Here is an 18,997-nt window from a genome sequence, read left to right on the forward strand (position 1 = left end):
GCCATTCGATGGGAGCGAACGTGGAGGCGGACCGGGAGTACTGGAGCCGTGTACTGGCCGCTGGTGGGTTCACCCCGGCCCCACGGTGGTCGCGGGACCCGGTCGCCGGTGTGGGCGAGTACGAGGCGGTGGTGCCGGTCGACGTGATGGAGGCGTTGCGCGCCCTGGCGCGCGATGTGGGCGCGCCGGTGAGTTCGGTGCTGCTGGCCGCGCACGCGAAGGTACTGGCCGTACTGTCCGGCGAACGGGACGTCGTGACGGGATACACCGCCGCGGGGACGGACGCCGGTCCGCTGCCCTGCCGGCTGGCCGTCGCCCCGCAGTCGTGGCGCCGGCTCCTGGTGAGCGTCCGTGGGGCCGAGTCCGACCTGCTGGCACACCGGGACTTCGCCGTGGACGCGCTGCGCCGGGAGTCGGGGACGACCGGGCCGTCGTACGAGATCACGTTCGACCCCGCCGGGACCGCGGGCGTCCTGCCCGAGGACGTGGTGCTGGATGTCGGCTGGTGCGATCGCGGCGCGGACCCGGTGCTGCGGCTGCGGTACCGCACCGAGGTGCTGGACGCCGAGTGCGCGGCCCGGATCGCCGGCCACCACCTCGCCGCGCTCACGCTGATGGCGACCGACGCGGACGCCGATCACGCACGGCAGAGTCTGCTGTCGCCCGAGGAGGTGCGGTACCAGCTCCAGGCACTGGCCGGACCGCGCCGACCCCTGCCCGAAGGAAGGGTGCACGAGCTGTTCGAGCAGCGGGCGCGCAGACACCCGGAGACGGTGGCGGCGGTCGACGGCGAGCGGGCGTGGACTTACGGGGAGCTCAACGCGCGCGCGAACCGGCTCGCGCGGGCCCTGCTGGCGCGCGGACTGGCCCGCGAGGAAGCGGTCGCCGTCGTCACCGAACGCAACCTCGACTGGCTGGCCGCCGTGCTGGCGGTGTTCAAGGCCGGCGGCGTCTATCTGCCGATCGAGCCGCACTTCCCCGCGGGACGCATCGAGGCGACCCTCGCGCGTGCCGGATGCCGGCTCGTGCTGACCGAGTCCGGCAGCACCGGCACGCTCGACCGGGCGCTGGGCGCGCTTCCGGGCGTCGAGAGGCTGCTGGCCGCGACGGCGTACGAGGAACAGCACGACGACAGTGACCTCGGGGTGAAGGTGACGGCCGGTCAACTGGCCTACATCTACTTCACCTCCGGCTCCACCGGCGAGCCCAAGGGCGCGATGTGCGAGCACGCGGGCATGCTCAACCACCTCTACGCCAAGATCGACGACCTCGGGATCGACCAGGACCGTGTGGTGGCGCAGACGGCGCCCCAGTGCTTCGACATCTCGCTGTGGCAGCTGCTGGCCGCACTGCTGGTGGGCGGCCGGACGCTGCTCGTCGGACAGCAGGTGATCGTCGACGTGGAGCGGTTCGTCGACACGCTGGTCGAGGGCCGGGTGGGGGTGGCGCAGGTCGTGCCCTCCTACCTGGAGGTGGTGGTGTCGTACCTGGAGCAGCACCCCCGTGAACTGCCCGATCTGACCCGGGTGTCGGTGACCGGAGAGGCACTGAAGCGGGAGCTGGTCCAGCGCTGGTTCGCGATCCAGCCGGGGATCGGGCTCGTCAACGCCTACGGGCTGACCGAGACCTCGGACGACACCAACCACGAGATCATGGACGGTGTCCCGGACCGTGTGCTGCTCGGGCGCGCGGTCAACAACGTGCACGTCTACGTCGTCGACGAACACCTGGCACTGGTGCCGCTCGGCGCCCCGGGCCTGATCGCGTTCTCCGGGGTCTGCGTGGGCCGGGGATACGTCAACGACCCCGAGCGGACCGCCGAGGCGTACCGCAAGGATCCTTACCGGTCGGGGGAGCGGCTCTATCTCGGCGGCGACCTGGGACGCTGGCATCCGGGCGGCTCACTGGAGTTCCTCGGCCGCCGGGACAACCAGGTCAAGATCCGGGGCTTCCGCATCGAGATCGGCGAGATCGAGAACACCCTGCTGCGGGTGCCCGGTGTCCGGGACGGCGCGGTGGTGGTCGCCGAGCCGGCCGGCGGCACGCACCTGATCGCCTACTACTGCGGCCGGTCCCTTCCCACGGACGCGCTGCGCGAGGCGCTGGGCGCGGTGCTGCCCGCCTACATGATCCCCTCCGCCTTCCACCGGCGGGAGAGCCTGCCCCTGACCGCCAACGGGAAGATCGACACAAAGGCCCTGACCGCGCTGGCCGAACAGACCACGACGGGTGCCGCCGACGACCGGGACGAAGGGAGCGGGAGCGCTCCGCACACCCCTGCCGAGCGGAAACTGGCGGGCGTGTGGGCCGAGTTGCTGGGCGTACCCGAGCACAGCGTCGGCCGGCAGGACCACTTCTTCGACTCCGGCGGCACCTCGCTGACGGCCGTGAAACTCACCGTCGCCCTGGACCGTGCGGTGTCCCTCAAGGACATCACCGCGCACCCCGTGCTCGCCGACCTCGCCGCGCTCCTCGACGGCGCCGTAGGCCGGCGCCACGAACTGCTGCAACCGCTCGCGGAATCGGACGGCCCCTCGGAGTGCGCCCTGGTGTGCTTCCCGCACGCGGGCGGGAACGCGGTCAACTTCCGGCCGATGGCCGACGCCCTCGCGGCCACCGGCCACGGGCCCTCGGTCTACGCCGTCGAGCCGCCCGGTCACGACCTGGCCGCCCACGAGGAGCCGTTCGCCCCGCTGGCACAGATGGCGCGGCAGGTCGTCGGCGAGATCGTCGGGCGCGGCCTGACCCGGGTCGTCCTCTGGGGGCATTCCTCGGGCGCCGCCCCGGCGCTGGAGACGGCGAGGCTGCTGCGGGAGCGGGGAGTGGACGTGCCCCGGGTGTTCCTGGGCGCCCAGCTCCTGGGCACCGCCGGCGACCGGCGTGCGGCCCTCATCGAACTGGCGGGCCGCAGCAACGCCGAGATCGCCGCGGGGCTGAGTTCGGACCGCGGGTACACCGAGCTCGGTGAGCTGAACGCGCTCCACGCCGAACACATCGGTGCCGCCTACCGGAACGACTGCGTGGCCGCCCACCGCTATCTCACCGACGCCCTGGAGAGCCCTCCGGCGGTCAGGCTCTCCGTGCCGGTCACCGTGGTCGTCGCCGCCGACGACGACCACACGGCGGGGTTCGCCGACCGGTACCGCGACTGGCAGCTCCTGGCCGCACGGGTGGAACTGCGCGAACTCGCCGACGGCGGCCACTACTTCCCGCGCACCCGGCCGGACGCGGCCGCACAGGTGGTCCTGGACGCCGCCGAACTGCTCGCCTCCCCCTCACCCACGTGAGAGGACCTCACCCCATGAGCGGCCTCACCCTCTGAGCGGCCTCACCCTCGTGTGTGGCAACCGAAAGGAATCCCGATGTCGTCCTCGTTCCTGGCAGCCCTGCCCGAGGTGGAAGTCCACCCCGGCAAGCCCCCGGTCCTGCACGTCGACGCCCCCGGTGACGCGCCCGCCTGGGCGGCCGAGAACCGCGAGGCGCTGCGCGGCCAGGTCGCGGAGCACGGCGCCTTGCTCGTGCGGGGCCTGGGACTACGGGCGGCGGAGCAGGTCGGTGCCGTCTTCAGGGGACTGGGCGGCGACCCGATGGAGGACAGGGAGGCGTTCGCCCCCCGGCAGGTCCGCGGACCCGGGCTGTACTCCTCCTCCACCTGGCCCGCCAACCAGCCGATGTGCATGCACCACGAGCTGAGCTACCGGCTGGAGTTCCCCGGCCTGATGCTGTTCGCCTGCCTGAGCGCGCCCGTCCAGGGCGGAGCGACCGGGGTGGCCGACGCCGAGCGGGTGCTCGAGGCGCTGCCCGCTGCGCTGACCGAGCGGTTCGAGCGCGAGGGCTGGCTGCTCACGCGCAGTTACAACGACGAGATCGGCGCGTCCCTGACCGAGTCGTTCGGTACCGAGGACCACGCCGCCATCGAGCGCTACTGCCGCGACCACGCCATCGACTTCACCTGGGAGTCCGACGGGTCCCTGCGCACGCGGCAGCGCCGCGACGCCGTCGTGCGGCACCCGCTCACCGGCAGGCGCTGCTGGTTCAACCAGATCGCCTTCCTCAACGAGTGGACGCTGGCCCCCGAGGTGCGCGAGTACCTGGTGGACGTCTACGGCGAGGACGGGCTGCCGTTCAACACCCGCTTCGGGGACGGATCCCCGATCGGTGAGGACGTCGTCCAGCTCGTCAACGCCACCTACGAGGACCACACCCGACGTGAGCCCTGGCAGGCCGGCGACATGCTGCTGGTCGACAACGTACGGACCGCGCACAGCCGGGAGGCATTCACCGGGGACCGCGAGGTGCTTGTCGCCATGGCCGAGCCCCAGCGGGCCGCCGACCGCCGCCCCACCACCGAAGGGGGCCGGCGATGACCGTCCTGCCCTCTCCCCTCACCGAGGCCGCCACTCCCCGTTCCACCCCGGCGCCCACTTTCGCGGTGATCTCCGGCGCGCAGGTGCAGGAAGCACTCGGTGGACGCGAGCGACAGATCGTGGAACTCGTCGAGGCCGCCTACCGGCTGCACGGCGCGGGGGACTCGGTCAACCCGCCCTCGTACTTCCTGCGCTTCCCCGACCGCCCGGCGGACCGGATCATCGCGCTGCCCGCGTCCATCGGCGGCCCGATCCGGGTGGACGGCATGAAGTGGATCTCCAGCTTCCCGGGCAACGTCCAGGCGGGCGTCCCCCGGGCCTCCGCGGTCCTCGTCCTCAACGACCACGACACCGGCTATCCCTTCGCCTGCCTGGAGAGCTCCGTCATCAGCGCCACCAGGACAGCGGCGTCGGCCGCGCTGGCGGCCGACCGGCTCAGCCGCGGCCGCCCCCGCCCCACCCGGGTCGGATTCGTCGGCACCGGCCTCATCGCCCGCTACATCCACACGTTCCTGGCCGCCACCGGCTGGGACTTCGACGCCGTGGGTGTGCATGACCTGTCGGCCGACAGCGCCGCGGGTTTCTCCGGATACCTGCGGGAGGCCGGAACCACCCCACACGCCCCTCGGATCACCGTCCACGACAGCGCCGAGGAGCTGATCCGCGCCAGCGATCTGGTGGTCTTCGCGACCGTCGCCGCCGAACCCCATGTCTCGGACCCGGACTGGTTCTCCCACCACCCCCTGGTGCTGAACGTGTCGCTGCGCGACCTCGCCCCCGAGATCCTGCTCGCCGCCGCCAACATCGTCGACGACGTCGAGCACTGCCTGAAGGCCGACACCTCACCCCACCTGGCCGAACAGCTCACCGGCGGCAGGGACTTCCTGGACGGCACCCTCGACGACGTCCTGACCGGACGGGTGACCCCGCCGGCCGACCGGACCGTGATCTTCTCGCCCTTCGGGCTCGGTGTCCTCGACCTCGCCGTCGGCAAGTACGTCTACGACGAAGTGGCCCGCAAGGGGGACCTCCGGCTCGTCGACGACTTCTTCCACGACCTGCGTCGGTACGGCTGAAGCGGAACCACCTCAGCTCTGGCATCAGGAGGCCCACCGTGCCCGTCATCTCCGCTCCCCACGCCTTCAACGAAAGCCAGCTCTACGTCGACCTCCAGTCGATCTTCGGGCGCTCGCTGTATCTGAAGTGCGAAGGCTTCAACTTCGCCGGCTCCATCAAGTTGAAGGCCGCGAACGAGATGGTGGAGAGCGCCGAGCGCGAGGGGGTCCTGAAGCCGGACTCGATCCTGGTGGAGTCGTCGTCCGGGAACCTGGGCGTGGCGCTGAGCATGATCGCCGCGAGCAAGGGCTACCAGTTCCTGTGCGTCACGGACGCCCGGTGCAACCTCTCGACCCGGCTGCTGATGGAGGCGCTCGGCAGCGAGGTGCACGTCATCTCCGAACTGGACGCCAACGCGGGCTTCCTCGGCGCGCGGATCGACTACGTCCGCGCGCTGTGCGCGTCCGACGACCGTTACGTGTGGCTCAGCCAGTACACCAACCCGGGCAACTGGCAGGCGCACTACCGCACGACGGCGCCCGAGATCGCCAGCCACTTCCCGGGCCTGGACGTCCTGTTCGTCGGGGCGGGCACCACCGGAACCCTGATGGGCTGCGCGCGCTACTTCCGGAAGTGGCACCGGGCGGTGCGGATCGTCGCCGTCGACAGTGTCGGCTCGGTGGCCTTCGGCGGCGAACCGGGCCGCCGGATGATCCCGGGCCTGGGCATGAGCATGCGGCCACCGCTGCTCGACGAGTCCTTCGTGGACGAGGTGATCCGGGTCGAGGAGGCGGACACCATCCGCACGTGCCACCGGCTGGCCCGGCGCGGCTTCCTGTTCGGCGGCTCCACCGGGACGGTGGTCAGCGGCGCCATGGACTGGCTGAACCGGCAGGACGCATCCGGTGTCACCGCCGTGGCCATCGCCCCCGACCTCGGCGAGCGCTACCTCGACACCATCTACCAGACCAACTGGCTGCAGGACCTCTACGGCGAGAACGTTCTCGACCCCGAACAGGTGGCCGTCGGCCGTCGCAGGGAACGGCTCACGCCGGACCCACCCGACACGCCGGACGCGCCGCCCCGGCACCGGAGCCACTGAACGCCAGGTCCTTCCCCTGTCCCCGCCCGCGTGAACCGTCGGGTGCCGGGCCGGGGAGCGAAACCCGGGCGCCCGTACCGCTTCCGCGGCGGTCAGCCCGGCTTCTCGCCGGTCTCGCAGACCTGGCGGGCGATCTCGCGCAGTTTGACGTTGCGGTCCTGTGACGCCTTCTTGAGCACCTTGAAGGCCGCGTTCTCGGGCAGACCGTAGCGCTCCATGAGGATGCCCATCGCCTCGCCGATCTCGTGACGGGTCTCCAGGGCGTCGCCGAGCTGCTGGTGCGTGCGGGCCGCCGAGAAGGCCACGGCCGCGTGCGAGGCGAGGATCCAGCCGGCCCGCCGGGCGGCCTCGTCGAAGGCGCGCGGCCGGTGGGAGTACAGGTTGAGGGCGCCCAGTTCGTCGTCCTCGGTGAAGAGGAGGAAGCCCATCACACTGCCCATGCCCAGTTTCCGCAGCTCGGGGGCGAAGCGGGACCAGCGTTCGTGCGGCCGGCTCAGATCATCGATGACATAGATCTGCTGACGGTCGGTCACGGCATCGAAGCAGGGGCCTTCCCGCAGGTCCTGCTGGACCCGGTCCGCGCGGCGCACCACGTCGCTCGTCGCCGCCAGAGCGTGCACCTCGCCCCGTCGCACAGTGAGGATGCCGGCGTCGTCGCAGCCGTTGATCAGTACCGTCGCGTGGTCCACGATGCGGTCCAGGGTGTCCTGGACCGAGTCCTGGGCCAGCAGGTCGCGCGCCATTTCCGCCAGGGCGACGGCGAACTGTTCCCAGACCTCGCCGGGCTCATGTGACATGTGCCACCTGCTCTGCTGTTGAAGCCGCGTCGTCGCCCACCAGGGATCCCATTTTGCCACCCGCGCTTCCTCGTCGCGCCCCACGGGTGCCCCCGGAGCGCGTGCCCGCGCACGGCCGCCGGTGTCATTTCGCGTTCAAACAGTGCTGTCCCGGCAAGACCCCGTGTTTCACCCGTGGATCAACGGTGACCCGAAGAGGGACCGAAGTCCGACGAACGACACCACCGTGATCGCAGGAGGTTCCCATGGACAACTGGCGCGAATCGGCGGCATGCCGCACCGCCGACCCCGACCTCTTCTTCCCCATCGGCAGCACGGGCCCCGCGCTCCCGCAGGTCGAGGAGGCGAAGGCCGTCTGCCGGCGGTGCCCCGTCCGCGACGAATGCCTGCGCTGGGCGCTCGACACGGGCCAGACCATCGGCGTCTGGGGCGGGACGAGCGAGAACGAACGGCGCGCGCTGAGGCGGCGCACGGTCGGCCGTGCCGCCAGGGATGCCGGAACCTAGGGCGTGTTGCGGAAGTCCCGCCTGCCTCGCGACGCCGCGGGGCCCGCTCTCCGGGCGGACGACGGGACTTCCGCGACACGCCCTGGTGCCGCCGTACTGAACGATGAGGTGGAGCATGAGGAGAGATCCCGCCGACGAGCCCGGGGCAGACGTGATGGAAAGTGATCCGAGCGGGGACGAGCGGCCGTCGGACGAGGAGTTGGAGAGCCTCGCCGTGGTCTTTCCCGGTCAGTTGCGCGACGTGACCGACGCCCGCCTCTCGGCGGAGGGCTATCTGCGCATCCTCGCGCGTGCGTCACCGCCCGCGTCGCCCGAGTACTGGGACGACGTCCTGCTGGTGGTGACGGAGCTGGCCGCCAACACGATCCAGTACGCTCCCGGCCCCTTCGAACTGCGGGTACGCCCCACCGGCGACGGCGTGCAGGTGACCCTGCGCGACAGCAGCACCACGCCGCCCAGGCCCCGCCGTATGAACCCGTCCCGGGGCGCGGGCGGCATCGGCTGGCACCTCGTCCACGCGCTCTGTCATCGGGTGAGCGTCGTGGTGCGCCCCGACGGGAAGGACGTGCACGCCCTTCTGCCCTGGTGACCACCTGGTCCCAGGGCGGTGAAGGGGCGAGCGGCCACTCCGAGCGTACCGCGGGCCGCTCCCCGGACCGTCAGGTCGGTCCCGGCAGGTGTCGGTTCCCCAGGCGGGGGCACACGGGACTGCTGTAGGACACATCAGTTCCGTACACCTGGACGAGGTGGAGCAGTGAGCCTGGAGCAGGACCGAACGTCAGTACGCGGCGACGTGACGGACGACGAGGTGCGTGAGCCCTCCGAGGAGGAACGTGCCGCCTGGGCACGCGTGTGCCGTACGGCCACCGGAATGCGGCACCACGAGGCGAAGGCCGCGCTGGAGGCCGCCCGGGAGACGGTACGGAGCGACACGCTCACCGACCAGGAGGCGCTGATCGCGGGAGCGGAGGTCGAGGAGTGGGAGCGGATCACCGAGGCGCTCGCCGACCATGCGGGGGCGTACGACCCCGATCACGACCCCTTCGTCCAGGGCGAGCTGACCGCTCGCGCCCACCGGACGGAGACGGCGGCCCGGCGTCGGTGAACCGCCTCCGCGAGCGCCGCCTTCGCGTTGTCAGTGTCGTCCGCAACAATGCCGGGCAGCAACGAAGATCGTTTCCGCTCCCCGCGATACGCGATCGCACCCGTCCGTCGAGAGGCCGCCCGCACATGACGCCCGCCCCCCACCGCCGCGCCGTGCCGCGAGCCCTGAACGGAGACCGCTGACGATGCTCCGAGCACTCCCGCGCCCATCCGCTCCGCTCGGCCCCGACGGTGCCGAGGTGCTGCGTCTCATCACCGTGCAGCGTGCTCCCGTCTGCCTCACCGTGCAGGCCAGCGGTCGACGCCGGTACGGCTACTGGCAGCCCATGGATGCGGGCGCCGGGCGGGGAGGGTGTTATGTCGCCCTGCCCACCGACGAGTGCGACGCGCTGCACGCGGCGGGCCGGATCGTGCTGGGGGACCCGGTGGTGGACCCGGGCAAGACCACCTATCCGGTGCGCCCCGCCGTGCGGGGCGCGTCCTCCTCTTCGCCCGGTGTGCCCCGGCGGGCCCTCTCCGCGTGAAGGCGCGCGGGAGGGTCACGACGTGTGGCGGCTGCGGACCCACATCGGTACGGCGAACCAGCAGAACAGGTACCAGGCGACGATCCCGGTGACGAGCCAGGGCACATAGGCGTCGTGAGTGGCGACCCGCAGGATCAGCAGGAGCGACGCCGTCATCGTCGCGAGCAGAAGCACGAGCCCCGCGAGCGTCAGCCGTGACGCCCACACGACCGCCCGCTCCTTCACCCGTCTGCCGGCGACGATCCGGTGCAGGGACACCGGGCCGATCAGCGCCCCGGTGGCGGAGGCTCCGAGAACGACCGTGACGATGTAGATCGTTCTGTCCATCTGTTCCAATTGCGTGTACCGGGGTGTGAAGACGACCGTGAGCAGAAATCCGAACAGGATCTGCACTCCGGTCTGGGCGACCCGGATCTCCTGGAGGAGGTCACCCCATTTACGGTCGGCCCTCTCCTCCTCGGTCTCCGTACGCCCCGTGCCGCCCTGTGCGCGCTTCGCGCCGCGGCGGGCCTCGCCATGCGCCGACTCCGACAATTTTCCTCCCGGCTGACCCCGGGTGGACCGGGCGATGATTTCGATGGATCCCATGATTTCGATGGATCCCATGTCCTCGAATACCCGAAAGAAAGGTGTTCGCCTCGGCATCCGGCTCATCCGGACCCCGAAAAGTTCTTTACCCGCGAGAAAGCGGTACGACAGCCGTGATGCGCTTTCCTCCCGCACGGAGATACGAGATCATGATGTCGCGGGCCAGCAGGCAGATGATCGGCCAGCCGTGGCCGCCGATCCGCGAGGTGCCCGGACCGTCGGCGCGTCGCACGGGTGTCGGCATGTCGTCGCAGCGGTCGCTCACCGACAGGCGCACCTCGCGCTCGCCCGGTATCACCTCGAACGCCGTGACCCCGCCGCCGTGCAGTATCGCGTTGGTGGTGAGTTCGGAGGCGACGAGCAGCACGTCACCGACGGCCGTCGCATCGGCCGTCGCCCCGGGTCCGCGGGATCGTCGCGCGCTCTCGAGCGCCTGCCGTACGGCATCGCGCACCTCGGCCGGGCTGCGCGGTCCGGGGGGGTGCGACTCGGGCGTATCGGGCATCGAGTCGCTGGGGTGCGCCCGGTATTCTCCGCACATTTCCTCACTCCTTGCTGAAAGAAGCGGGCCCGCCGCGTGAGCGTGCGGCGGGCCCGGCAGCGCGTGACCCTCAGTGCCGGAAAATGTCCTTCATCTTCTCCTTGGCCTGCCGGGTGTCACCCTTGGCCTTCTCCGCCCTGCCTTCGGCGGTCATACGCTCGTTGCCGACGGTGCGGCCGACGGTTTCCTTGGCCTTGCCCTTGGCCTGTTCCGTCTTCGCCTGTGCCTTCTGGTTCTTGGTCACCGCAGATCACGTCCTTACCGCATTGACTGTGCGATCCACTATTACGGCTGACCTGAGCGGGCCGTCCCAAACCCGCCCGATGAGAAATGAGAGGTGTTTCCCCGGAGGAGCCGACTCATTCCCGGTCTGCGTGTGCGGGAAGAACGTGGCCGGGGGAGCGGAGGGTGGGCACGTCACCGCACTCCGCCCTCTCCGCGACGACGCCGGGCAGCCCCTTGCCCCATCTCCGGGTGATCCCGGTGAGCCCGGCCGTGCCCAGGGGGTCGCGGCCGAGCCCGATGGCGTACGCAGCCGACGCAGGGCCCTCCTCGAACGGGTGGGGCCACGCGTGCGCGTCGTGCGTCCCGGCGTCCTCCAGAGCGGTGAGCAGGGCCCGTACGCGCCCCCGCACGCGTCCCCGGGTCTCCTCGAACTCGTCCGCCCCCGCCGCACGCAGGCGCACCACCAGCCACGCGGCGTGCCGGCGGTGCAGCGGTGGGGGCGACAGCAGCTCGGGCAGGGGATCGGCGCCGGTCCGCGCGGCCGTCTCCAGGATGTCCCAGGCGCGGTACAGCTCGTCCGCCAGGAGGTCGCGGAAGCCGGGACCGACCTGGGCCGTGCAGTGGCGGACCGGGGCGGTCGGGGTCATGACCGACACCGCGGAAGACGGCTGTGCGAGGGATTCGCCCACGCGGCCGCCGGGTTCGAGGCGGGGCCGCGCGAGGCCGCCGGGACCGGGGCCGTCGGGACCGGGGCGCACCGAACCACGCCCGGCCGGGTCGAGCCCGACCGGTTCGCGCCAGTCCCATGCGGCCCAGGTCCCGAAGAAGTCCCGCAGCAGTCCGGCCGGGGACAGGACGTCCGCCTCGCGGGTCGTGCGGGCGGCGAGGACGGACCAGGCGAGGCCCGGCAGCCCGCCGAACGGTGCCGAGTCGAGACCGCGCGCCTTCGCCCAGGCCTTGACCTCCGCGGCCAGCCCGGCGAACGCGGCGTGCCGGCCGCCGACCGCGCTCCGTACGGCGGCCGCGTCGCTGACCGCGCTGAGGGCGCTCGCGGCGGGCGCGCCCAGCTCGGCGCGGTGGTCCACCGCCTCGGCGGGAGTCAGAGCGCCGGTGGCGACCACGCTCAGATCGACACCGAGTCCGCCGACGCTCAGCCGCAGCCCCGGCACCCGGGCGCCGGTCACCTGCCGTACCCGGGTGGCGTGCGGAAGGGCCCTGGTCACCCGGGCCCGGACGTCCGCCATGTCGACGACGCCCGGCAGGGCCGCGACCAGGTCCAGATCGGCGCCGGGCAGCGCGCCGCCCATGCGCCGGGACCCCACGACGTGCACGATTCCTTCGCCGAGAGCGTCGGAGAGGCACCGCGCGGTGTGCTCGCCACCATGGTCTTCCGGTGGCACGGCGGCGGCAGCCGTGCCGGCCGTGGCGACCGCGGTCGCCGTCACAGCCGTGCCGGCAGTGGTGGTGGCGGGGTCGGGCAGCCATCTCACCTCGCCGGTGCCCAGTGCGACGGTCGCCCGCGGACGCATCGGTTCGTCGCCCCGTCGGGAGAGCAGGACGAGGTGCCCGACCCGGGCCGGGACGGCGGAGCCGAGCCGCGCGGCGCAGTCGGCGGTGACGGGCCGCGGATCCCGTACACGGCCCAGGGTCAGATGCGGGGTGAAGACCTCGGCACGGCCCCGGCACCGCGGGAACCGCTGTTCCAGCGCGGCACGCAACCGCGCCCAGGGCTCGGGGGCGGCCCCCGCCGGGTCGAGCCACACCGTGGTGTCGTCCCGGTGTCCGAAGGTGTGCACACCTTCGAGCCGGATGTCGAACGGCGGTGACGTCGTCGCCGCCCGGGACAGCAGCGGGGCGGCCCGCTCGAACGCGGACTCCGGGACGAAGCCGAAGAGCAGGTTGACGTGCGGCGGCCAGCGACGGGCCTGCGGGTCGTACGCCCGCCGGAGTTCCTGGATCACCGGCCACAGATCCTCGGAAGGCAGCCACGCCACCGCCGTCCGGGCGGTCGGAGCGAGGTCGAGGGCGGCGAAGGCGTCGACCTCGTGTTCGGCGCCGACGGAGCCGAGGCCCGAAGCGGAGCCGAGACCGGAGGCGGAGACGGTGCCCGGCGCGGATCCGGAGCCGTCGCGGGCCGTGGCGACCTCGGGCCCGTCCAGGTTCACCACCGCCTCCACGCCGAAGTGGTCGGAGATGTACAGCCCGCCGGGACCGGGGGAGTCGCCCCGCAGGGCCGCGTCCGTCGGTCGGAGCGCGCGGCCCCGCAGCAGGATCCGGTCGAGCCGGGAGGAACGGCCCGAGAGTGAGGAGACCGCGGCCAGCGGATTGACGGCGGGCTCGAAGGTGGGGCTCCGGTCGGCGGGCCCGCGCACCTCGGTCCAGGCGTCCCGCAGTTGGAGGGCGGCGGCGGGTCCGGCCGGGCCGTCGTCGCCGTCGTTGAAGTCGCCGAGCAGCATCAGCGGACCGGCCACGTCGGCAAGTCCCTCGGCGATGCGCGCGAGTTCGGCCTCACGGCGGGCCGGGCCGTTGTCGGAGTGGTCGCTGCTGAGGTGCGTGGCGGCGACCACGAGCGGGCCGGACGCCGTCTCCAGAGTGAGGGCGGTGACGCCCTTGTGCGGCCCGAGCGCATGATGGCCGGCCTCCCGCACGGGCAACCGGCTGAGCAGCAGCAGTCCGGTGTCGTCGACCCGTTTCCCCCGAGGGTCGCTGCCCACCGTGTAGGCGGCGCGGATCCAGGGGGCCCGCAGCAGCAGGCCGAGCAGACCGGCCTCCACCTCCTGGAGCGCGACGACGTCGGCGTCGGCGTCCTCCAGGGCCGCGAGCAGCAGGGGTCGGCGGCGGCCGGTGTCGATGCGGTCGCTGTCGTAGCGGTCCCACAGTGTGTTCCAGGTCAGCACCCGCAGGCGGGTCGCGTCCGCCGTCGCCGTGCGGCCGGGGGCACGCCACCGCGCCGCCGCGTCGTCCCACACGTGCGGCGTGTCGGCCGTGAAGAACGGGGCCCGCAGAAGGCGCGGGGCCCGCACCCGACCGGCGGTCGACCTGTCGATCCGGTCGACCCCGGTCGCCCGGTCCCACACCACCTCGCCGTCCGCCTCGACGAACAGCACCCGGTGCCAGGGGATGTCACCCCCGGGCACGAAGACGGGCAGCGGGACGCGCTTGGGGGCCGCCCCGCGCTGGTGGACACCCAGCACGAACCGGGCCGGGTCGAAACGCGGGTCCCAGCGGACCCGGTGGTAGATCTCGTCGCTGGTACGCATCACCACTCGCCCCCGCCCAGTGTGCCGTCGACGTCGTCCACGGTTCCGCCCGCGCCGACGTACCACGTTCGGTGGGCCTGGCCCGGGTAGGGCGGGTCGAACCGGCGCAGTTGCGTCGCGAGCACCTCGGGCGGCACCGGGTGCGTCCGCTCGGCGTTGCGCCCGGTCAGCTCGTCGTCCGTGGCCAGCACGACCACCTGGGTGATCAGCGCGTCACGGCGGTGCGCCACGGCGTCCACCAGGGAGCGCTGGTGCCGGCCGAGCGACGTGGCGTCCCAAACCACGGTCGCGGGACCGGCCGCGAGCGCGGAGTCCAGTCGTCGCAGGCCCTCACGGAGGACGTCCGTGTTGGCCCGCTGGTCGGAGCGTGAGCCGCGCGCCGAGCGCAGGTCGTCCAGGCAGATCCGGGCGTCGATCCCGGGCAGTCCGGCGGCGAACGTGCTCTTGCCGCTGCCCGACGGGCCCACCAAGTGGATCAGCCGGGGGAAGGCGCCGTTCCGCAGCCGCCAGGTCGCCGCCACGGCCGCCTGCGCGTCGGCCAGCCGGCCCGCGGCGTACGACGCCCGTGCCTGTGCCCAGCAGCGGTCGGCCGCGTCGGCGTCACCGAGGCCGGTGAGGGCACGGTGCAGGCTCGCGCGCAGCCGCTCGAAGGGTTCCTCCCCGAGGAGCCCCGCCTCCTCCGCGTGCAGCGCCGACCAGTCGACCTGTTCGCGCGCCGCGGCGCCCTCGGTGACGGCGACGGCCGCGGCGACCGCGTGCAGCACGCCCAGGTCGACCGCGACGGCCAGGCGCCCGAGTCCGGTACGCCGTTCCGCGTCGGGGTAGGGGCGGCGCAGCAAGGGCTGCAGCCCGACCAGGTCGGCGACCCGCCGTGCCGACGGCATGCCCAGCGGTCCGGCCAGCCGGGGAGCCAGCCCTGCACGGCGCCGGCCGTGCAGCAGGGCGGCGAGGACGCCCGTCAGCCGGGCGTCCCCGGTCCGCCCCAGCACATCGAGCCTGGCGGACACCTCCGCGACGACGGCATCGCCGGCGGATGCCTCCTCGGCCGTCATCGAATCGGTTGCCGGCCTCGCCTGCGACTCCGTCGCCCGCTCCGTCTCCGACCTCATTCCGGTCGCCGCCGCGAGCGCCCGGGAGTCGGGGGCCGCGCCCGACCGTACGTCCCACAGCGCGGCGGCCGCGCCCCGCCCGTTGGCCACCACTTCGGCGTGCATCCAGTGCGTGTCGGTCCGTACATGCCCATGCCGCACCCACTTGGCCACCCGGCGGCCGAACTCCTCGTGCCCGAAGCCCTCGACGGTGCGTACGACGTACCCCTCCTGCCGGGCGGGATCCAGCCGCAGGACGCGCAGGGCCCGTACGGCCCGCTCGTCGAGGACGCCCCGCCACAGCACCCTCGGCACCGGAACGCCCAGCCGCCGAAGGAACCGCACCGTCCCGTCCCAGCCCAGGCACCGCTCGCCGTCCCAGACGGAGAACCCGTAGAACCAGCTGTCGAGTCCGGTGTACGCGATCGAGTGCCGCGCGTACAGGTTCTCACCGCACACCCGCCACCCCGGCGGAAGGGCCGCGCCGATCCGCCCCTGCAGAGCCTTCACCCACGCCCGGGACGGATGGTGCGCCGAGTCGAGCGACCGGGCGTGCAGACCGTCGGCGTACAGGGTGGTGTTCTCCCCGTCGAGCTTCTCGGTGACCACCACCTCCAGGTCCCGCAGGCCCGCCAGGTCCGCCACCCGTACGTCGTCCGAGGTCGCCCCCGGTGACCAGGGCAGGTGCGGGGTGCGCGGATAGTGCACACGGACACCCCCGCCGGGCATGCCTGAACGGTCGGACCCCATGGTGCTCTGTCCCCCAGTGAAAAGCGGCGCGGCCCCGGTCACGGCACGGGTCCGGAAATGAGAGCGCCGACTGTAATCGCCGGGGCCTGCGACGGCGCCTGGTTTTCCGGGCCGTGCCGTCCCGGCGGGGCAGCGCGAGGAAGGGGAGTGGGCCGGGAGCCCTTCCGGCTCTGCTTCAATGATGAGGACATGATCGGACTTTTTTCTCGACGTCTCGACGGGCGGCCACCGTACGCGCGGCCCCGGCGCTGCTCCGGCAGCGGCTGATGGGCGGCCAGTTCCTCAGGTTCGCCGTGGTCGGCGTGGCCAACACCGCGGTGTACTACGCCTTCTACCTCACGCTGCTGACGGTCCTTCCCTACCTGGTCGCCCATCTCGTGGCGTTCGCCGGGGCCACGGTCGTCTCGTTCTTCCTCAACGCGCGTTTCACCTACCGGACGCGTCCCACCCTGCGGAAGTTCGTGCGCTTCCCGCTCGCCACCGCCACGAACCTGGTCGTCTCCACGCTCGCCCTGCACTTCCTGGTCGAGGTGGGCCACTGTGGGTCCCGGACCGCGGCGCTGCTCGCCTCGGCGGCGGCCGTGCCGTTCACGTTCCTCGCCAGCCGGGCGATCATGATTCCGTCGTCCTGACGCGGAATGTCCCGGCCGTGGACGGGTACGCGCGACGGGAACCGCGCCCGGGACGGATCACGTGCCGGGCGGTCCGTCCGCTACTCATGGGGATCTGCCATGGACACACCCACGAACGACCACCACCGGCCCACGCCCGCGACCCCGGCCCAGCGGGCCCTGGACACCCTCGCGGAGAACACCCGCGACGTGGTGGCACTGGACACGCTGGCCGGCAGCGAGGTGCTGGTTCCCGTGCCGGACGACGTGAGCGAACAGGACGCCACCGATCCCGCCGCCGTGGCGCTGCCTGTCCTCGACCAGCCGGGCGGTGAGCAGGTGGTGCCGGTGTTCACCTCGGAGCTGGAGATGGCCGGGCTGCTGCCCTTCGTCTCCCGCTACCGGATGGTTCCCCTGGGCGCCCTGGCCTCGCAGTGGCCGTCCGGCGATCTGGCGCTCACCATCGACGCGAGTTCGCCGCACGGTCTGACGCTGACCTCCGAGGGCGTCCGCACCCTCCTGGCCCGCCCGGGAGTCTGAGCCGGGGCGACGCGGCGACGGGCCCTCGACGAGCTACCGGTCGAGGGGCCGCGCGCCGTCACCATGACCACCGCCGGCCCGTTGCCGTCGCCGTGACCGCAGCCGGCCCGTTGCCGTCGCCGTGACCACCGCCGGCCCGTTGCCGTCGCCGTGACCACCGCCGGCTCACGCGCGGACGCACCCGGCATCCGTGCATCCGTAGGCACGGGCACCCGCAGGCGACGCCATTCGTGGGCACCGGCACCCACAGGCACCGGCACCCGCAGGCACCGGCACCCACAGGCACCGGATCCGCCGCGCCGTCCGGCTCGTGCGGGGCGTGACAATGGCCGCATGAACTGGATCTCGGGCGTCGCCGGCGGGCTGCTTCTCGTCCTGGTGCTCGCCAGCATCCTGCGCACTCTCGTGGTGCCGCGGGGGCTCTACTCCTCGCTGGTGATCCGCTGGTGGCGCGGGCTGCGTCTGCTCCTGCGCCTGGCGTCCCCCGGCGGCGGCTACGCCGCCATCGACCGCGCGCAGACCTGGCTGGCCCCGCTCATGCTGGTCGGCATGCTCGCGAGCTGGCTCGGCGGCGCCCTGCTCGGCTTCGGACTGCTGCTGCACGCCCTCTCCGCGCTCACCTGGAGCCAGTCCGTGCGAGAGGCCGGATCGAGCCTGTTCACGCTCGGTTTCGCCAGCGGTGACCGTCTGCACCTGTCCGCCGTCGACTTCCTCGCGGCGGCCACGGGACCGGTCGTGATCGCCCTCCAGATCGCGTACCTGCCCACCCTGTACGCGGCCTACAACCGCCGCGAACTGGAGGTGACCCTGCTCCAGTCGCGCGCCGGCGAACCCGCCTGGGGGCCGGAGATCCTGGCCCGGCAGTGGCTGGTAGACACCGAGATCGCGCTCCCCGAGCTGTACCGCTCCTGGGAACGGCTCGCCTCGGACATCGGCGAGAGCCACTCCACGTATCCGGTCCTGCTGGCGTTCCGTTCCCCGCGGCCGTACCGCAGCTGGATCGTCGGTCTGGTCTCCGTGATGGACGCGGCGGCCCTGCACCTGGCCCTCACCCCGGGCAGCGCCCCGCCCGAAGCCCGGCTGGTCCTGCGCGCGGGCTTCACCGCACTGCGCGACATCGCGCGCTCCCTGCGCTTCGCGTACGACGCCGACCCCGCCCCGGACACCCCGATCCAGCTGTCCTTCGCGGAGTTCGACGCGGCGGTGTCCATGGTGCGGGCGGCGGGCTTCCCCGCCGGGCGGACTGCGCGGGAGGCATGGCCCCATTTCAACGGCTGGCGGGTCAACTACGAGGCGATCGCCTACGAGTTGTGCCGCCGCGGCGACGCGGTTCCCGCGCTGTGGACCGGCCCGCGGGACTTCGCCGCCACGCCCATCCCGCCGGCCCGGCCGATGGACCGCCGCCCCGGCGCCGACGACGCGGCGCCGCCCCGGGCCACCCCGTAGTCCGGGCCGTGCACGGGGGAGTCCGCGAAGGGCGGCCCTCAGCCCGCCAGTACGCGGGCGAGGGCGGCGCGCTGCAGTGGGCGCACCTCGGCGTGCAGGTCACGACCCTTGCGGGTGAGCGCGACCCACACTCCGCGCCGGTCCTCCGCACACACCGTGCGCTGGACCAGTCCGTCCTTCTCCAGCCGCCCGATCAGCCGGGAGAGGGCGCTCTGGCTCAGATGGACACGGTCGGCGATGTTCTGCACCCGGCAGTGTTCGCCCGCGTGCGCGAGCTCGCCGGAGGCGAGGATGTCCAGCACCTCGAAGTCGCTGGCGCCCAGCCCGTGCGGGTGCAGCGCGCGGTCGATCTCGCACATGGTGCGCGCGTGCACCGACAGGATGTCCCGCCACCGGTCCTCGAGCCGGAGCTCATCCGCCGTGTTCGCTGCCATGTCTGCACGGTAACAGAACCGCCACTGTTCGTTGAGTGTGCAACCAGTGCGGTTGCAT

General features: G+C 72.5%; 18 protein-coding genes. 11 read left to right on the plus strand and 7 right to left on the minus strand.

Annotated features, from left to right (window positions below; translation table 11 throughout):
- Positions 1-8: 8 nt before the first annotated feature.
- The 4 genes from ACFVTC_RS02905 (at position 9) to sbnA (ending at position 6,525) form a co-directional block, all read left to right on the plus strand.
- Complete coding sequence (locus ACFVTC_RS02905) at positions 9-3,287, plus strand: amino acid adenylation domain-containing protein (RefSeq protein ID WP_390123251.1); 3,279 nt, start codon at positions 9-11, stop codon at positions 3,285-3,287.
- Between the two features lie 75 nt (positions 3,288-3,362).
- Complete coding sequence (locus ACFVTC_RS02910) at positions 3,363-4,367, plus strand: TauD/TfdA family dioxygenase (protein ID WP_390123253.1); 1,005 nt, start codon at positions 3,363-3,365, stop codon at positions 4,365-4,367.
- Positions 4,364-5,443 (plus strand): 2,3-diaminopropionate biosynthesis protein SbnB, encoded by a 1,080-nt coding sequence (gene sbnB, locus ACFVTC_RS02915; protein WP_390123255.1) that lies wholly within the window; start codon positions 4,364-4,366, stop codon positions 5,441-5,443. Before ACFVTC_RS02910 ends, sbnB begins: the two co-directional genes overlap by 4 nt.
- Before the next feature lie 38 nt (positions 5,444-5,481).
- Positions 5,482-6,525, plus strand: coding sequence for a 2,3-diaminopropionate biosynthesis protein SbnA (gene sbnA, locus ACFVTC_RS02920; protein WP_390123257.1), 1,044 nt, complete (start codon positions 5,482-5,484; stop codon positions 6,523-6,525).
- 92 nt (positions 6,526-6,617) lie between these two features.
- Here sbnA and ACFVTC_RS02925 read toward each other — a convergent pair whose 3' ends face one another.
- Complete coding sequence (locus ACFVTC_RS02925; RefSeq protein ID WP_390123259.1) at positions 6,618-7,322, minus strand: GAF and ANTAR domain-containing protein; 705 nt, start codon at positions 7,320-7,322, stop codon at positions 6,618-6,620.
- Between the two features lie 245 nt (positions 7,323-7,567).
- On the opposite strand from ACFVTC_RS02925, the gene ACFVTC_RS02930 reads away from it, so the two are divergent.
- The 4 genes from ACFVTC_RS02930 to ACFVTC_RS02945 all read left to right on the plus strand — a co-directional run bounded on the left by ACFVTC_RS02930 (position 7,568) and on the right by ACFVTC_RS02945 (position 9,456).
- On the plus strand, positions 7,568-7,828 hold the full coding sequence (locus ACFVTC_RS02930; RefSeq protein ID WP_390123262.1) for a WhiB family transcriptional regulator: 261 nt from the start codon (positions 7,568-7,570) through the stop codon (positions 7,826-7,828).
- A gap of 154 nt (positions 7,829-7,982) precedes the next feature.
- Positions 7,983-8,417, plus strand: a complete 435-nt coding sequence (locus tag ACFVTC_RS02935; protein WP_390123756.1) for an ATP-binding protein — start codon at positions 7,983-7,985, stop codon at positions 8,415-8,417.
- 165 nt (positions 8,418-8,582) lie between these two features.
- A complete protein-coding gene (locus ACFVTC_RS02940) occupies positions 8,583-8,933 on the plus strand; it encodes a hypothetical protein (RefSeq protein WP_390123264.1) in 351 nt (116 codons plus the stop codon).
- 184 nt (positions 8,934-9,117) lie between these two features.
- Positions 9,118-9,456 carry a hypothetical protein gene (locus ACFVTC_RS02945; protein WP_390123266.1) on the plus strand — a complete coding sequence of 113 codons (339 nt, stop codon included), beginning with the start codon at positions 9,118-9,120 and terminating at the stop codon, positions 9,454-9,456.
- A 15-nt stretch (positions 9,457-9,471) separates the two neighbouring features.
- On the opposite strand, the gene ACFVTC_RS02950 is transcribed toward ACFVTC_RS02945, so the two are convergent.
- The 5 genes from ACFVTC_RS02950 to ACFVTC_RS02970 all read right to left on the minus strand — a co-directional run bounded on the left by ACFVTC_RS02950 (position 9,472) and on the right by ACFVTC_RS02970 (position 15,887).
- Complete coding sequence (locus ACFVTC_RS02950) at positions 9,472-10,044, minus strand: DUF6328 family protein (protein ID WP_390123268.1); 573 nt, start codon at positions 10,042-10,044, stop codon at positions 9,472-9,474.
- 85 nt (positions 10,045-10,129) lie between these two features.
- A complete protein-coding gene (locus ACFVTC_RS02955; RefSeq protein WP_390123270.1) occupies positions 10,130-10,585 on the minus strand; it encodes an ATP-binding protein in 456 nt (151 codons plus the stop codon).
- A gap of 70 nt (positions 10,586-10,655) precedes the next feature.
- Positions 10,656-10,829 (minus strand): CsbD family protein, encoded by a 174-nt coding sequence (locus tag ACFVTC_RS02960; RefSeq protein WP_153292281.1) that lies wholly within the window; start codon positions 10,827-10,829, stop codon positions 10,656-10,658.
- Between the two features lie 115 nt (positions 10,830-10,944).
- Positions 10,945-14,070: a poly(A) polymerase gene (locus tag ACFVTC_RS02965; RefSeq protein WP_390123272.1), complete on the minus strand. Its 3,126-nt coding sequence runs from the start codon at positions 14,068-14,070 to the stop codon at positions 10,945-10,947.
- Positions 14,070-15,887 carry an RNA ligase family protein gene (locus ACFVTC_RS02970; protein WP_390123274.1) on the minus strand — a complete coding sequence of 606 codons (1,818 nt, stop codon included), beginning with the start codon at positions 15,885-15,887 and terminating at the stop codon, positions 14,070-14,072. Before ACFVTC_RS02970 ends, ACFVTC_RS02965 begins: the two co-directional genes overlap by 1 nt.
- A 287-nt stretch (positions 15,888-16,174) precedes the next feature.
- Here ACFVTC_RS02970 and ACFVTC_RS02975 point away from each other — a divergent pair, with 287 nt between their 5' ends.
- The 3 genes from ACFVTC_RS02975 (at position 16,175) to ACFVTC_RS02985 (ending at position 18,505) form a co-directional block, all read left to right on the plus strand.
- Entirely contained in the window at positions 16,175-16,540 is a 366-nt protein-coding gene (locus tag ACFVTC_RS02975; RefSeq protein ID WP_390123276.1) for a GtrA family protein, read from the plus strand.
- Positions 16,541-16,639: 99 nt separating this feature from the next.
- Positions 16,640-17,059, plus strand: coding sequence for an SseB family protein (locus ACFVTC_RS02980; RefSeq protein WP_390123278.1), 420 nt, complete (start codon positions 16,640-16,642; stop codon positions 17,057-17,059).
- 333 nt (positions 17,060-17,392) lie between these two features.
- Entirely contained in the window at positions 17,393-18,505 is a 1,113-nt protein-coding gene (locus tag ACFVTC_RS02985; protein ID WP_390123279.1) for a hypothetical protein, read from the plus strand.
- Between the two features lie 38 nt (positions 18,506-18,543).
- Here ACFVTC_RS02985 and ACFVTC_RS02990 read toward each other — a convergent pair whose 3' ends face one another.
- Complete coding sequence (locus tag ACFVTC_RS02990; RefSeq protein WP_390123281.1) at positions 18,544-18,939, minus strand: MarR family winged helix-turn-helix transcriptional regulator; 396 nt, start codon at positions 18,937-18,939, stop codon at positions 18,544-18,546.
- Between the last annotated feature and the right edge of the window lie 58 nt (positions 18,940-18,997).

The sequence above is a fragment of the Streptomyces sp. NPDC057950 genome (assembly GCF_042887295.1).
Classification (GTDB): Bacteria; Actinomycetota; Actinomycetes; order Streptomycetales; family Streptomycetaceae; genus Streptomyces; species Streptomyces kaempferi.

Coding starts and splice junctions, on each gene's coding strand:
- ACFVTC_RS02905 (WP_390123251.1), top strand. CDS start 9: ATGGGAGCGAACGTGGAGGCGGACCGGGAGTACTGGAGCCGTGTACTG.
- ACFVTC_RS02910 (WP_390123253.1), top strand. CDS start 3,363: ATGTCGTCCTCGTTCCTGGCAGCCCTGCCCGAGGTGGAAGTCCACCCC.
- sbnB (WP_390123255.1), top strand. CDS start 4,364: ATGACCGTCCTGCCCTCTCCCCTCACCGAGGCCGCCACTCCCCGTTCC.
- ACFVTC_RS02925 (WP_390123259.1), bottom strand. CDS start 7,322: ATGTCACATGAGCCCGGCGAGGTCTGGGAACAGTTCGCCGTCGCCCTG.
- ACFVTC_RS02930 (WP_390123262.1), top strand. CDS start 7,568: ATGGACAACTGGCGCGAATCGGCGGCATGCCGCACCGCCGACCCCGAC.
- ACFVTC_RS02935 (WP_390123756.1), top strand. CDS start 7,983: ATGGAAAGTGATCCGAGCGGGGACGAGCGGCCGTCGGACGAGGAGTTG.
- ACFVTC_RS02945 (WP_390123266.1), top strand. CDS start 9,118: ATGCTCCGAGCACTCCCGCGCCCATCCGCTCCGCTCGGCCCCGACGGT.
- ACFVTC_RS02950 (WP_390123268.1), bottom strand. CDS start 10,044: ATGGGATCCATCGAAATCATCGCCCGGTCCACCCGGGGTCAGCCGGGA.
- ACFVTC_RS02955 (WP_390123270.1), bottom strand. CDS start 10,585: ATGTGCGGAGAATACCGGGCGCACCCCAGCGACTCGATGCCCGATACG.
- ACFVTC_RS02965 (WP_390123272.1), bottom strand. CDS start 14,070: ATGCGTACCAGCGACGAGATCTACCACCGGGTCCGCTGGGACCCGCGT.
- ACFVTC_RS02970 (WP_390123274.1), bottom strand. CDS start 15,887: ATGCCCGGCGGGGGTGTCCGTGTGCACTATCCGCGCACCCCGCACCTG.
- ACFVTC_RS02975 (WP_390123276.1), top strand. CDS start 16,175: ATGGGCGGCCAGTTCCTCAGGTTCGCCGTGGTCGGCGTGGCCAACACC.
- ACFVTC_RS02980 (WP_390123278.1), top strand. CDS start 16,640: ATGGACACACCCACGAACGACCACCACCGGCCCACGCCCGCGACCCCG.
- ACFVTC_RS02985 (WP_390123279.1), top strand. CDS start 17,393: ATGAACTGGATCTCGGGCGTCGCCGGCGGGCTGCTTCTCGTCCTGGTG.
- ACFVTC_RS02990 (WP_390123281.1), bottom strand. CDS start 18,939: ATGGCAGCGAACACGGCGGATGAGCTCCGGCTCGAGGACCGGTGGCGG.